The organism is Bradyrhizobium erythrophlei (assembly GCF_900129505.1).
Classification (GTDB): Bacteria; Pseudomonadota; Alphaproteobacteria; order Rhizobiales; family Xanthobacteraceae; genus Bradyrhizobium; species Bradyrhizobium erythrophlei_D.
Map to the genome: position 1 here is coordinate 3,688,883 of NZ_LT670818.1, position 14,091 is coordinate 3,702,973.

The following is a 14,091-nucleotide window of genomic DNA, read 5'->3' on the forward strand; positions in this document are numbered from 1 at the left end:
CCAGTCATCGGGGGCGCTTTGCGCCGACCCGTTGGCTCGCATGACGCTGAAAGAGCGGAGAACTACTCCGCCGCCTTCGCCGCGATGTGCGGACGATATCGCACGGCCGGATGCGGCGCGGCGAGGCGCGCGCGGCCGGCGCCGAACAGTTTTTCGCGCAGCGTTCCCGGCTGGTAGGCGGCCTTGTACCGCCCGCGCCGCACCAATTCCGGCACCAGCATATCGGCGATATCCTCGAAATCGCCGGGCGAGACCGCGAAGGGAACGTTGAGGCCGTCGACATCGGTCTGGTCGAACCAGGTTTCGATCGCGTCGGCGACCTTTTCCGGCGTGCCGACCGCAACCGGCCCGGCGCCGCCGATGCCGACATGCTGGGCGACCTCGCGCACGGTCCAGACCCGGTCCGGATCGGCGCGGGTGACGTTGTCCATCGCGCTGCGGCCGGCATCGTTCTCGATGTGGCGAACCTGCTGGTCGAGATCGTAGGTCGAGAAATCGACGCCGGTCCAACCCGACATCAGCGCGAGCGCGCCCTCCGGGCTGATGTGGCTGCGATAGTCGTCATATTTGGCTTTGGCTTCGGCTTCGGTGCGGCCGAGAATGACGGTGAACATGCTGAACATCAGGATCTCGGCCGGGTTGCGGCCGCCCTTGGCGGCGAGTTCGCGAATGGCGGAAACGCGCGGCGCGATCACCTTCGCCGAGGGTCCCGACATGAACACGCATTCGGCATGCCCGGCGGCGAACTGCCGTCCGCGCGGCGAGGTGCCGGCCTGGTACAGCACCGGCGTGCGTTGCGGCGATGGCTCGCAGAGATGAATGGCGTCGACGCGGTAGTTGCTGCCCTCGTGGCACACCCGATGCACTTTCGCAGGATCGGTGAAGATGCCGCGCGCCCGATCGCGCAGCACGGCGTCGTCTTCCCAGCTTCCCTCCCAGAGCTTGTAGACCACCTCCATATATTCGTCGGCGACATCGTATCGGTCGTCATGCGCGGTCTGCTTGTCCTTGCCGGCGCCCTTGGCGGCGCTGTCGAGATAGCCGGTCACCACGTTCCAGCCGATACGTCCCTCCGTGAGATGGTCGAGCGTCGACATCCGCCGCGCGAACGTGTAGGGCGGCTCATAGGAGAGGTTCGAGGTCACGCCAAAACCGAGATCCTTCGTGACTGCGGCCATCGCCGAGATCAGCAGCAGCGGATCGTTGCAGGGCGTCTGCGCGGCGTTGCGCAAGGCTGCGTCGGGACTGCCGCCGAACACGTCGTAGACGCCGAGCACGTCGGCAAGAAACAATCCGTCGAACCGCCCGCGCTCCAGCGTTTTGGCCAGATCGGTCCAGTAGGGCAGCCGGTTATAGTCCGCGGTGCGGTCGCGCGGATGGGTCCACAGCCCCGGCGATTGATGCGCGACGCAGTTCATGGCGAAGGCGTTGAGCCGGATTTCTTTCTTCATGTATCGATGGCCTCATTGGGAAGCTTTGGGCGCGTTGGCTTCCCCTCGAATTTGCCCAGTAGAACGCCGGGCTCTCGGCGGAAATTGTTGCACCCCGCTTTGTCCTAGCAAAGCAAATTGTCGGTGTCTTGCCACTTTCGGCCGGCATCGGTTCTCGATAGGTTGGCCGGCGCGAAGCCTCGCGACAGAGGAAAAAGGAAAACATGACCAGAATTGATGCGATCGAACGGGCGCGTCAAACGCTTCATTCCGGAGAATTCCTCGCCGATCTCGACCGCAGGGTTGGCTATCCCACGGAAAGCCAGAACCCCGGGCGGAGCGACGCGTTGCGGGCCTATCTCGTGGAGGAACTTTCCCCGGCTTTTGTGCGACTGGAGTTCTCCACCAAACTGATCGAATCGCCAACCGGCAAGAGTCCTTATCTGCTTGCGGACTATCGCGAGAGCGCCTCGGCGCCGACGGTTCTGATGTACGGACATGGAGATGTCGTCGACGGCATGGTCGGCGAATGGCGCGACAATCTCGATCCGTGGCGGACGACCGTGGTCGGCAATCGCGTCTATGGCCGCGGCACCGCCGACAATAAGGGCCAGCACAGCATCAATATGTCGGCGCTTGGCGCCGTGCGCGAGGCGCGTGGCGGCCGGCTTGGCTTCAATGTCAAATTCATCGTCGAGACCGGCGAGGAGATCGGGTCGCCGGATTTGCGCGAGGTATGCGAATCCTTGCGCGAGGAACTCAAGGCCGATCTGTTTCTGGCATCGGACGGACCACGGCTTGCCGCTGACCGCCCCACCATCTTCCTCGGCTGCCGCGGCGGGCTACGCATTCATCTCGATGTGAACTTACGCGACGGCTCGCATCATTCCGGCAATTGGGGCGGCGTGCTCGCGAATCCTGCGACCATCCTGGCGAACGCCATCGCAACCCTGGTCGACGGCCACGGCCGCCTGTTGCTCGATGCCTTGAAGCCGCCGCGGCTCACCAACCAGATCCGCGCCACCCTTGCCGACGTGAAGATCGAGCCCACGCAAGACGAGCCGGCGCTGGCGGAGAATTGGGGCGAGGAAGGCCTGTCGGCCGCCGAACGGCTTTTTGCCTGGAACACGCTCGAAGTGCTGGCGATGTCATCGGGCAATATCGACAAGCCGGCCAACGCCATTCCGGGCCGCGCGCAGGCCATGCTGCAACTCCGCTTTGTCGTCGGCACCAAAGTCGACGAGGTCGTTGACGCCGTCCGGGCGCATCTGCACGCCAGGGGTTTTCCGATGGTCGAGGTGCGCGCCACGCAAAGCTTTGCAGCCTCGCGAACCGATTTCGACAGTCCCTGGATCAACTGGGCGGCCGCCTCGATCCGGCAGACCACGGGAACGGCGCCGGCGGTGCTGCCGAATTTTGGCGGCTCGCTGCCGAACGACGTGTTTTCCGATGGCCTGGGACTACCGACGATTTGGGTGCCGCACTCCTATCCCGGGTGCTCCCAGCATGCGCCCAATGAGCACATTCTGCTCCCGGTAACCGAGGAAGCGCTCGGCATCATGGCGGGTCTGTTCTGGGATCTGGGCGAGATGCCGCACCCGTTCTAGCCGCTGGTTGGAATGCCGCCCGCGGCATCTCATTTGTCGCGTTTGACCAGGCGTTGGACGGCAAAATCGGCTTGTCGCCGGTGCGGTCCGGGGCCGGTTAACGGCCGAAAGTCACATTCTATTCCGGCCCGAATTATGCAAGCATCACGGAAGCTATCCAACGAGGAGAGGACGAAATGAAGCATTTGCCTATGATTGGCCTGGCGCTCGCCGCCGCGCTCTGCGGGAGCCAAGCCAGCGCCGAGGAGCTCACCGGGACCTTGAAGAACATCAAGGAAACCGGCGCGATCACCCTTGGTTTCCGCGACTCGTCGATCCCGTTTTCCTATCTGGACGACAGCCAGAAGCCGATCGGTTTTGCGATGGACATCTGCTACAAGATCGTCGACGCCGTGAAGAAGGAGCTCAGGCTCGACAAGCTGGAGGTCAAGCTCAATCCGGTGACGTCATCGACCCGCATTCCCTTGCTGGCCAACGGCACCATCGACCTCGAATGTGGTTCGACCACCAACAATGCCGACCGGCAGAAGCAGATTGCCTTCACCAACACCCATTTTCTGACCGCGAGCCGCTTCGTTTCGAAGATAGCCAACAAGCTCGACAAGATCGACGATCTCAAGGGCAAGTCCGTGGTCTCGACCTCCGGCACCACCAACATCAAGCAGCTCACCGAAGCCAACGCCGCCCGCAACCTCGGCATCAACATTATCCCGGCCAAGGATCACGCCGAGGCGTTCCTGATGGTAGAGACCGACCGCGCGGTCGCGTTCGTGATGGACGACATCCTGCTCGCGAGTCTGGTCGCCGGTTCGAAGGAACCGGGGGCCTATGTCATTTCCAGCGATGCATTCTCGAAGCCCGAGCCTTATGGCATCATGCTGCGCAAGGACGACCCGGCCTTCAAGAAGGTTGTCGATGGTGCCACCGCCGCGCTCTATACCAGTGGCGAGGGCACTAAGCTTTACGAGAAATGGTTCATGCAGAAGATTCCGCCCAAGGGATTGAATCTCAACGCGCCGATCAGCGCGGAGCTGAAGAACGAGTTCGCCAAGCCGTCGGATTCTCCCGATCCTGATTCCTACAAGGCGATGTGAGACCTCCCGGCTCATGCGATGGCCCGGCCATTGCATGAGCCCTTGGGAGATTTGGCGGCCGGAAGCAATGCGATTCCGGCCCGAATTTTGCAGGCATTGTCGCAGCAATTCAAGCGAGGAGAACACGAATGAAACGGCTGCGTATGGTGGGCCTTGCGGTTGCCGCCGCGTTCTGTGCAGGCCAAGCCAGCGCGGAAGAGCTCACCGGGACGCTGAAAAAAATCAAGGAAACCGGCACGATCACCATCGGCTACCGCGACTCGTCGATTCCGTTTTCCTATCTGGACGACAGCCAGAAGCCGATCGGTTTTGCGATCGACATTTGCTACAAGATCGTCGACGCCGTGAAGCAGGAGCTGAAGCTCGACAAGCTCGCGATCGAATTCAATCCGGTGACGTCGTCCACCCGCATTCCCCTCCTGGCCAACGGCACCATCGACCTCGAATGCGGCTCGACTACCAACAACGCCGACCGCCTGAAGCAGGTTGCCTTCACCAACACGCATTTTCTCACCGCGACCCGCTTCGTTTCGAAGAAGGCCAGCAAGCTCAACTCGATCGACGATCTCAAGGGCAAGTCGGTGGCGTCGACATCGGGCACCACCAACATCAAGCAGCTCACCGAAGCCAATGCCGCCCGCAACCTCGGCATCAACATCATGCCGGCCAAGGAACATGCCGAATCGTTCCTGATGGTCGAGACCGATCGTGCGGTGGCGGCGGTGCTGGACGATATCCTGCTCGCCAGCTTCGTCGCAGGATCGAAGGATCCGGACGCCTACGTCATCTCCACGGACGCGTTCTCAAAGCCCGAACCCTACGGCGTCATGCTGCGCAAGGACGACCCGGACTTCAAGAAAGTGACCGACGCCGCCACCGCGGCGCTCTATCAGAGCGCGGAAGGCCAGAAGCTCTACGACAAATGGTTCATGCAGAAGATCCCGCCCAAGGGGTTGAACCTCAATACGCCGATCGGTGCGGAGCTAAAGCATGAATTTGCCAAGCCTTCGGATTCCCCCGATCCGGATTCTTACAAGGCGATGTGAGTTCTTCCGGCTCACGCGATGGCGCGGTCATCGTATGAGGCGGGATCGGCGGCGTAGCTCTGGCGCACGGTAGGCTCTGTGAATTATCACTGGAACTGGCGAATCTTCTGGGAACCGGCCCCCAACGGGACCGGCACCTATCTCGACATGCTGCTGTCAGGGCTGGTCCTGACCATCGAGACCGCGCTGTGCGCCTGGATCCTTGCGCTGGTATCCGGTGCGATCGTCGGCGTGATGCGCACGCTGCCGTCGAAGACCGCGTCCTGGGCCGGCTTCGCCTGGGTCGAATTCTTCCGCAACATGCCGCTATTGGTGCAGCTGTTCATCTGGTTCTTCGTGTTGCCGGAACTTTTGCCGCAGGCGTGGGGGCTCTGGCTGAAGCAGATCCCCAACGCGCCATTCTACACCGCCGCGATCGGAATCGGTTTGTTCATGTCGGCACGCGTCGCCGAGCAGACGCGCGCCGGTATCAACTCGCTGCCGCGCGGCCAGCAACTGGCTGCGACCGCGCTCGGGCTGACGACGGCCCAGACCTACCGCTATGTGCTGCTGCCGATGGCGTTTCGCATCATCATGCCGCCGCTCACTTCCGAATTTCTCTCTACCATCAAGAATACCTCGGTGGCCATTACCATCGGCCTGATCGAACTGACCGGTGAGGCGCGCGCCATGCAGGAATTCTCGTTCCAGGTGTTCGAGGCCTTCACCGGCGCCACGGTGCTGTATCTGCTGGTCAATGTCGCGGTCGTCATCGCGATGCGCTTCCTTGAGCGCGCGCTGGCCGTCCCCGGCTACATCACCGGGAAGTGAGCCGGGCCATGTTCGCCAATTTCGACTTCGACGTGATCCGCCGCTCACTTGGATATCTGTTCTTCGACGGCATGACGTTCACGCTGACGCTGACGGGCCTCGGCGCACTGGGCGGCCTGATCTTCGGCACGCTGATCGCGCTGATGCGGCTGTCGGGCTTGAAGTTGCTGGGACGCGTCGCCGGGCTCTATGTCGACCTGATGCGGTCGCTGCCGCTGGTGCTGGTGATCTTCTGGTTCTATTTCCTGGTGCCTTATATCGGGCAGTGGCTGACCGGATCGTCGCGTCCGGTGCATGTCGGCGCGTTCACTTCCTCGCTGGTCACCTTCATCCTGTTCGAGGCGGCGTATTTCTCCGAGATCATGCGCGCCGGCATCCAGTCGATCTCGAAGGGACAGCCCGCCGCCGCGCAGGCGCTCGGTCTGACCTACAGCCAGACCATGCGCTATGTCGTGCTGCCGCAGGCGTTCCGGAACATGTTGCCGGTATTGCTGACCCAGGTCATCGTGCTGTTCCAGGACACATCGCTGGTCTACGTGTTGTCGATTCCGGACTTTCTGGGCGCGGCCAGCAAGGTCGCGCAGCGCGACGGGCGGCTGGTCGAAATGTATCTGTTCGCCGCGCTGGTCTATTTTGTCATCTCCTGTGCCGCCTCGTTCGGGGTCAGGCGCCTGCAAGCCCGCATCGCCTTCGTGCATTAGCGAGAACGTCATGATCGAGATCAGCCATGTCGACAAATGGTACGGGCCGAGTTTTCAGGCGCTGAAGGATTGCACGACCGGCGTTGCCAAGGGCGAGGTGGTGGTGGTGTGCGGCCCCTCGGGCTCCGGAAAATCGACATTGATCAAGTGCGTCAATGCGCTGGAGCCGTTCCAGAGCGGAAATATCATCGTCGACGGCATCAAGGTCAACGATCCCAAGACCGATCTGCCGAAGCTGCGTGCCCGGGTCGGCATGGTGTTTCAACATTTTGAACTGTTTCCGCATCTGAAGATCATCGAGAATCTTTGCCTGGCGCAGCAGAAGGTGCTGGGGCGGTCGCATGACGAGGCTGTTGCAAAGGGTTCAAAGCTGCTCGACCGCGTCGGTCTGAAGGATCATGCGTTCAAATATCCGGCCGAATTGTCCGGCGGCCAGCAACAGCGCGTCGCCATCGCACGCGCCCTGGCGATGGATCCGATCGCCATGCTGTTCGACGAGCCGACCTCGGCGCTGGATCCGGAGATGATCAGCGAAGTGCTGGACGTGATGGTCGATCTCGCCCGCGAGGGCATGACCATGATGGTGGTGACCCACGAAATGGGTTTTGCCAGCAAGGTGGCGCACCGGGTCATCTTCATGGACAAGGGTGAAATCGTCGAAGACGCGTTGAAGACCGATTTCTTCGGCAGCCCGCGCAGCGACCGTGCCCAGAAATTCCTGTCGAAGATCCTGTCGCATTGACGCTGCCGTCATTCCGGGGCGCGTCGAAGATGCGAACCCGGAATCTCGAGATTCCGGGTCTGGTCCTGCGGACCATCCCGGAATGACGCGGAACGACTCTGGTCGCGAATTCCGTTTCCAATTCGTCGATCAAGCTTTAAGAGTTTGCATGTACAATGCCGCATCCCCCCATCAGGAGAACTCGCTTGGAACAGATCGCTTACGTCAACGGGTCGTTTGTGCCGATGTCGGAGGCCAAGGTCTCGATACTGGACCGCGGTTTTCTGTTCGCCGACGGCATCTACGAGGTGGCCGCTGTGCTGGACGGCAAGCTGATCGACAACGCCTCGCATCTGGCGCGGCTGGAGCGCTCCGTTGGCGAGATCTCGCTGGCGCTGCCTGAGACCATCGAACGGATCCAGGAGATCCAGCGGGAGCTCATCGCGCGCAATAATCTCGCCAGCGGCCTGGTTTATCTGGAGGTGACGCGCGGCGCCGACAAAGGCCGCGACTTTGCATTCCCGAAAGGCGTCAAGCCGACGCTGGTCATGTTCACGTCCGTCAAGGACATCGTCAATGCGCCCTCGGCCAAGACCGGTATCGGCGTGGTCACGGTGCCCGACATCCGCTGGACGAGGCGCGACATCAAGAGCGTGGCGCTGCTGGCGCAGGTACTCGCCAAGCAGGCCGCCGCGGAAGCCGGCGCCGGCGAGGCCTGGATGATCGAGGACGGCAAGGTAACCGAAGGCGGTTCCTCCTCGGCCTTCATCCTGACGCAGGACGACGTAATCGTGACGCGGCAGAACTCGTCTGCGATTCTGCCGGGCTGCACCCGCAAGGCGGTGGTGGCGCTTGCCGAAGAACGTCAGCTCCGTGTCGAGGAGCGGCCGTTCACGATTGCGGAGGCGCTCGCGGCCAAGGAGGCCTTTGTCACCAGCGCCTCCTTGTTCGTGCAGGCAGTTGTGTCGATCGACGGCAAGACCGTCGCCAACGGCAAGCCGGGTCCGATGACCGCGCGCCTGCGCGAGATCTATGTCGAGTTCGCCAAGCAAACCGCGACGTAACTACGCCGCGGCCTTGGCCCTCACCGGCGGGATCGACCGGAAGCTGATGGCGATCCGGTTCCAGGCGTTGATGGTTGCCACCAGCATGGTCAGATTGACCGTCTCTTCTTCCGAGAATTGCTTGCGGACTTCCTCGTAGACATCGTCGGGCACGTGGGTTTCCGAAACCAGCGTCACCGCCTCGGTCCAGGCCAGCGCGGCGCGCTCGCGGTCGGTATAGACGGGGGCTTCCCGCCACGCATTCAAGAGATACAGCCGCTGCTCGGTTTCGCCGTGCTTGCGCGCGTCCTGGGTGTGCATGTTGATGCAGAAGGCGCACCCGTTGATCTGCGACGCCCGCGTCTTGACCAGTTCGATCAGCGACTGTTCGAGGCCGGTGCCCTGGACGTGGGCCTCCAGCGCGCCGAGCGCCTTGATCGTGTCGGGTGCGGCTTGATAGGCGTTCAATCGTGGTTTCATGGTCGTTCTCCTTTGACGTGAAGGGACTGAGGGATAATCCTAATGGGCGCCACCGGCTTCAAGATGGTTGGGCTTCTTCAGCAGCAGGGCTGCCATGAGCGCAACGATCAGCGCGGCGCCCAGCAAATAGAAGGTGTCACTGAAGGCCAGGATAAAGGCCTGCTTCTGCACGATGTGGCCGATCGCGACCACCGCGCGCTGCGAGGCCTCGGTGCGGTCGATGACGCCGTGGTTGACGAAGTACTGGGTGAGCGCTTCGATCCGCGAACGGGTCGCCTGTTCCAATAGCGACACCGACTGCATCAGCACGTTGGAATGATACTGCTCGCGCTTGGTCAGGAAGGTCTGCAGCATGGCAATGCCGACGGCGCCGCCGAGATTGCGCATCATGTTGAACAGGCCCGACGCCGAACCGGCATTCTCCGGCTCGATGCCTGCGGTCGCGACGGCGGATAGCGGCGCGAATGCCAGCGCCTGGCCCACGGCGCGGACGACATTCGGCCAGAACAGCTGGTCGGAACCGTAGTCCGATGTCATGTAGATGTTCATGAAATTGCTGGCTGCGAACAGCGCGAAGCCGACGCCGATCACGAGCCGCGGATCAAAGCGCTTCATCAGCCGCGGTACCATCGGGATCAACACCAGTTGCGGCAATCCGGTCCAGGCCAGCACCATCCCGATCTGTTCGGCATTGTAGCCCTGGATGCGCGACAGATAGACCGGCATGATGAACACCGAACCGTACAGCGAGACGCCGAGCAGGAAATTGGCGAGAACGCCGAAGCCGAAATTGCGCCGGCCCAACAGCCGCAGATTCAACAGCGGCGTTTTGGTCGTCAACTCGATGACCAGGAACAGCGCCAACGCAATGGCGGCAATGATCGACAGGCGGACGATGAAGGCTGAGCCGAACCAGTCGTCCTTGTTGCCTTCCTCGAGCACGGTCTGCAGCGCGGAAAGGCCGATCGCCATGGTGACGACGCCGGGCCAGTCGCCTTCACGCAGCAGCGAGAGCTTCATCGGCTTTGCTTCCAGAGAGAACCACAGCATGCCGATCATCAGCGCGCCCGGCACCAGGTTGACGTAGAAGATGTACTGCCAGCCCCAGTTTTCCGTGAGATAGCCGCCGATGGTCGGTCCGATCGCGGGCGCGAAGGTGGCCGACAGCGCGAACAGCGCCAGGCCAATGGGCTGCTTTGCCTTCGGCAATAGCGTGATGATCAGCGTGAAGGCCATCGGGATCAGCACGCCGCCCGAAAAACCCTGCAGCGCGCGCAAGCCGATCATCTGCGGCAGGTCCTGCGCCAGGGCGCACGCTGCGGAAAACAGCAGGAACAGGATCGCATTGGTCAGGAGATAGATCCGGATCGAGAACACCTGCGCGAGCCAGCCGCTCAAGGGAATCACCACGATTTCGGCGATCAGGTAGGAGGTCGAGATCCAGCCGCCATCGTCGATGCCGGCGCCGATCGCGCCCTGGATGTCGGCCAGTGACGCATTGACGATCTGGATATTGAGCACGGCCATGAAGGCGCCGAGGGTGGCGCCGAATACCGCAAGCCAGGTTTTGGCTGATACCGCGGACGTCGGCTGACTAGGCGCTGCGCTGATGCGCGGACGATCGGCCGGGGCGGAGGGAGCCGTGTCGATGGTGGTCTGGAGCGCGGTCATTGGTGTCTCCTCTTGGCTTGCGGAGGCAGAATGCATTGGGCGGCGTGTTTCGATAATCCGGGAAAAATTGGAAGGATTGTCCAGCAGGGATTGATGATGGCCCGCCGGAAAACCGGGATGCTCAGCTGCCGTTCGTGCGAACAAGAGCGGCGCCCGAGGCAAGCCGGTTCTGGGTTTCACGCTCGGCGAGCACGGTCGCCTTGGTGTCGACGGTCGGCTCCGCGGACATGCCCGGGCGCAGCAGCCCGGCCAGGCGGTGATCGTCGAGCGCGATCTTCACCGGCACCCGCTGCACGATCTTGGTGAAATTGCCGGTGGCGTTGTCCGGCGGCAGCAGCGCGAATTCAAGCCCGCTCGCAGGCGACAGGCTGTCGACATGACCCCTGAGCCTGGTACCGCTGAAGCCGTCGATGCTGATTTCGACGGGCTGGCCGTTGCGCACATAAGTGAGCTGGGTCTCCTTGAAGTTCGCCACCACATAGACCGCGTCGAGCGGGACCACCGCCATCAGCTGTGTTCCGGCCTGCACGAACTGGCCGACCCGCAGCGACCGCGCGCCGACGGTGCCGTCGACCGGCGCCGATATCTCCGTGTAGGAAAGGTTCAGCGCCGCCTGCTGTGCGACCGCGCGCGCCCGATCCAGTTGCGCGACGGCCTTGGCGCGGTCGGTGGTGAGAACGTCGACCTTCCGCTGCGCCGCCAGCAGACCGGACTGGCCGTGCTGAACTTGCGCGGTCTTCTCGCGTAGCGCCGCGTCGGTTTGCTGGGCACGCTGGATCGTGCCGGAGCCGCTCTTCATCAGATCGTCGTAGCGGGCGCGTTCTTCCTCGGCGAATTTCAGATTCGCTTGCGCCGCCGCGACGTCCGCGGTGCCCTGTTCGATGATCGGCTGCTGCAGGGCGAGTTGCGCATCGAGATTGCGTACCGCGGCCTCGGAGCCCGCGACGTCGGCCTGCGCCTGCTCCAGCGCGGTGCGGAAATCGCGGTCGTCGATCCGGGCCAGCAACTGCCCGGCCTTGACCGGCTGGTTGTCGCCGACCAGCACCGTGTCGATATAGCCGGACACCTTCGGCGAGATGATCGTGGAGTCGGCCTTGACGTAGGCGTCGTCGGTGGTTTCCAGGTAGCGCCCGGTGGTCAGGTAGCCGTAGCCGAAATCGGCCGTACCGGCGATTCCGAGGGCTACCGCCAGCGCCAGGGCCGCCCGCTTGATCGCCAGCCGGGACGGGAGGAGACTGGTTTTATTAGGTAAATCAGCGATATAGGATTGATCCGACATGGCATCCTCCTGAAACGGGAAGGCGTCCTCGCTAGAGGCCGTTTGAGATGCCCAATAGATGCAATGATCCCTGCGGTGTGATAATTGGAAAAAAAATGGAAGCATTATCCAGTGTCGACGGATAATCGGAGATGGGGATGGACCGGCTGACCAGTCTGACGGCCTTTGTCCGGGTGGTGGATAACGGCGGATTCTCGGCCGCCGGCCGCAAGCTCAACATGTCGACGACGATGGTGAGCAACCACGTCCAGGCGCTGGAAGAGCGGCTGGGTGCACGGCTACTACAGCGCACGACGCGCAAGGTCAGTCTCACCGAGGTCGGCAAGGCCTATTACGATCGCGCCACGCAGATCCTGGCCGATCTCGAACAGGCGGACGAGATTGCGGGCGCCTCGCAATCGACGCCACGCGGCACGCTGCGCATCTACGCCGCGACCCACATCATCCAGTTCGTAGCACCCGTGGTCGCCGAATTTCTCAGCTCATATTCCGAGGTCAAGGTCGACCTGACCATCGGCGAAAAAAACGTCGACCTGATCGACGAGGGCTACGATCTCGCGGTCCGGCTCACGCCGCCGCCGGATTCCAGCCTGATCGTTCGCAGCCTCGCGACCTGGCGCCATGTGCTGTGCTGTTCGCCGGCCTATCTGGAGAAACACGGACCGTTCCGGCAATTGTCCGAACTCGAGAATCATAATTGCATCCGCCACGAGCTCTATCCGTTTCAGGACGGCTGGCACTTCGTCGACCGCAAGGGGACGCCAGCAGCGGTGCGCGTGTCCGGCAATCTCGTCTCTAACAGCGGCGAGACGCTGCGCCGGGCCACGCTGCAAGGCGTCGGCGTTTGGCTGGGGGCGGGGTTTCTGGTCGGCGACGACCTCGATGCCGGCCGCCTGGTTCGTCTGTTGCCCGAATATCGGCCGGTCGAAATGGCGATGAACGCGATCTATCCGCATCGCCATCATCTGTCGGCCAAGGTCCGCAGCTTCATCGATCTCCTGGTCCAGCACAGCGCCGAACAGCAGAAGCTGATCAATCCCTATTCCTGATCGCCGCGCATGCATGGCGCTGCGCCGGCAGCCGTGATCTGTTATGGCGTCGTCGGGACGCGAAGCGAAACGGGTGCACATGGGAACTCAACTCAATTCAAAAAATGCCGCTCGTCTGTTCGCGCTTGCAGCATTGCTGCTGCCTGCGCTGTCGACGAGCTCCGCCTCGGCGGCTTATCCGGACCGGCCGATCAGGATCGTCGTGCCGTTTGCGCCGGGCGGCGGGACCGATGTGGTGGCGCGCACGCTGGCGCAGGAGATGGCCAGGGATCTCGGCGCGAGCATCGTCATCGAAAACAAGGCGGGGGCCGGGACCATCCTCGGCACGCAGGCGGTGGCGTCCAGTGAACCCGACGGCTACACGCTGCTGATGGGGACGTTTGCCAATGCGGTCAATCCGAGCCTAAAGGCCAGCCTGCCTTACGATCCGCACGCGGATTTCGCTCCCGTCGCGCTGATCGCGCGCTCCTTCAATATCGTCGTGGTCAATCTGAAATCCCCGTATCATTCGATCGCCGATCTGATCGCAGCCGCAAAGGCCGAGCCGGAAAAACTGTCCTACGGGACCTATGGCACCGGCACCTCGGCGCATCTGGCGGGCGAATTGTTCAAGAATCTCGCCAAGGTCAACTTGACCACGGTGCCGTACAAGGGCGCCGCGCCCGCTATCACCGATCTGATCGGCGGACGGATCCAGGTGATGTTCACGACGGTCGCCAGTGCCGCCTCGCTCGTCCAGGGCGGGCAGCTGCGCGCCTTGGCGGTGACCTCGGCGCAGCGCTCGCCGGCTTTTCCTGACGTGCCGACCGTCGCCGAGGCCGGCGTTCCCGGTTACTCCGCGGAGAGTTGGTATGGCCTGTTCGCGCCGGCTAAAACGCCCGCGGATGTCGTAGATCGCCTCAACAGATCCGCCGCCGCGGCGGTGCAATCCGAGGCGTTCAGGAAGCTCGGCGTCAACGAGGGCCTCGTCATGGTCGCGAGACCGCCGCAAGAACTCGACCGCTATTTCCGCGGCGAGGAGGCGCGCTGGCGCAAAGTGATCCAGGATGCCGGGATCACCGCCGAATAGCGGTTTCCCGCCGGAATATTTGCCAGTTGAGGGGGTTGCAGCCACTATCGACAGACTGGACAACGAAAACAAACGTCAACTGTGAGGATAT

At 62.6% G+C, this 14,091-nt stretch carries 13 protein-coding genes; 9 read left to right on the top strand and 4 right to left on the bottom strand.

What is annotated here, in order from left to right:
- Nucleotides 1–62: 62 nt before the first annotated feature.
- The gene (locus B5525_RS17010) at nucleotides 63–1,451 is read right to left on the bottom strand and encodes an LLM class flavin-dependent oxidoreductase (protein WP_079567044.1); all 1,389 of its coding nucleotides are present in this window, start codon (nucleotides 1,449–1,451) and stop codon (nucleotides 63–65) included.
- A gap of 203 nt (nucleotides 1,452–1,654) precedes the next feature.
- On the opposite strand from B5525_RS17010, the gene B5525_RS17015 reads away from it, so the two are divergent.
- The 7 genes from B5525_RS17015 to B5525_RS17045 all read left to right on the top strand — a co-directional run bounded on the left by B5525_RS17015 (nucleotide 1,655) and on the right by B5525_RS17045 (nucleotide 8,473).
- Nucleotides 1,655–3,037, top strand: a complete 1,383-nt coding sequence (locus B5525_RS17015) for a M20 family metallopeptidase (RefSeq protein ID WP_079567045.1) — start codon at nucleotides 1,655–1,657, stop codon at nucleotides 3,035–3,037.
- A gap of 176 nt (nucleotides 3,038–3,213) precedes the next feature.
- Nucleotides 3,214–4,131, top strand: coding sequence for an amino acid ABC transporter substrate-binding protein (locus B5525_RS17020; protein WP_079567046.1), 918 nt, complete (start codon nucleotides 3,214–3,216; stop codon nucleotides 4,129–4,131).
- A 128-nt stretch (nucleotides 4,132–4,259) separates the two neighbouring features.
- On the top strand, nucleotides 4,260–5,177 hold the full coding sequence (locus B5525_RS17025; protein ID WP_079567047.1) for an amino acid ABC transporter substrate-binding protein: 918 nt from the start codon (nucleotides 4,260–4,262) through the stop codon (nucleotides 5,175–5,177).
- 78 nt (nucleotides 5,178–5,255) lie between these two features.
- Entirely contained in the window at nucleotides 5,256–5,987 is a 732-nt protein-coding gene (locus B5525_RS17030; RefSeq protein WP_079567048.1) for an amino acid ABC transporter permease, read from the top strand.
- Between the two features lie 8 nt (nucleotides 5,988–5,995).
- Complete coding sequence (locus tag B5525_RS17035; RefSeq protein WP_079567049.1) at nucleotides 5,996–6,688, top strand: amino acid ABC transporter permease; 693 nt, start codon at nucleotides 5,996–5,998, stop codon at nucleotides 6,686–6,688.
- 10 nt (nucleotides 6,689–6,698) lie between these two features.
- Complete coding sequence (locus tag B5525_RS17040) at nucleotides 6,699–7,430, top strand: amino acid ABC transporter ATP-binding protein (RefSeq protein ID WP_079567050.1); 732 nt, start codon at nucleotides 6,699–6,701, stop codon at nucleotides 7,428–7,430.
- A 185-nt stretch (nucleotides 7,431–7,615) separates the two neighbouring features.
- Nucleotides 7,616–8,473, top strand: a complete 858-nt coding sequence (locus B5525_RS17045) for a D-amino-acid transaminase (protein ID WP_079567051.1) — start codon at nucleotides 7,616–7,618, stop codon at nucleotides 8,471–8,473.
- Here the strand turns inward: B5525_RS17045 and B5525_RS17050 are convergent, their stop codons facing one another.
- The 3 genes from B5525_RS17050 to B5525_RS17060 form a co-directional block, all read right to left on the bottom strand.
- Nucleotides 8,474–8,932 (bottom strand): carboxymuconolactone decarboxylase family protein, encoded by a 459-nt coding sequence (locus B5525_RS17050; RefSeq protein WP_079567052.1) that lies wholly within the window; start codon nucleotides 8,930–8,932, stop codon nucleotides 8,474–8,476.
- 39 nt (nucleotides 8,933–8,971) lie between these two features.
- Nucleotides 8,972–10,603, bottom strand: a complete 1,632-nt coding sequence (locus tag B5525_RS17055) for an MDR family MFS transporter (protein ID WP_079567053.1) — start codon at nucleotides 10,601–10,603, stop codon at nucleotides 8,972–8,974.
- Between the two features lie 121 nt (nucleotides 10,604–10,724).
- Nucleotides 10,725–11,882: an HlyD family secretion protein gene (locus tag B5525_RS17060; RefSeq protein ID WP_079567054.1), complete on the bottom strand. Its 1,158-nt coding sequence runs from the start codon at nucleotides 11,880–11,882 to the stop codon at nucleotides 10,725–10,727.
- Nucleotides 11,883–12,019: 137 nt separating this feature from the next.
- On the opposite strand from B5525_RS17060, the gene B5525_RS17065 reads away from it, so the two are divergent.
- Together B5525_RS17065 and B5525_RS17070 are read left to right on the top strand one after the other, a co-directional pair.
- Nucleotides 12,020–12,931, top strand: coding sequence for a LysR family transcriptional regulator (locus B5525_RS17065; protein WP_079567055.1), 912 nt, complete (start codon nucleotides 12,020–12,022; stop codon nucleotides 12,929–12,931).
- 79 nt (nucleotides 12,932–13,010) lie between these two features.
- Nucleotides 13,011–14,000, top strand: a complete 990-nt coding sequence (locus B5525_RS17070; protein WP_079573460.1) for a tripartite tricarboxylate transporter substrate binding protein — start codon at nucleotides 13,011–13,013, stop codon at nucleotides 13,998–14,000.
- Nucleotides 14,001–14,091: the final 91 nt, after the last annotated feature.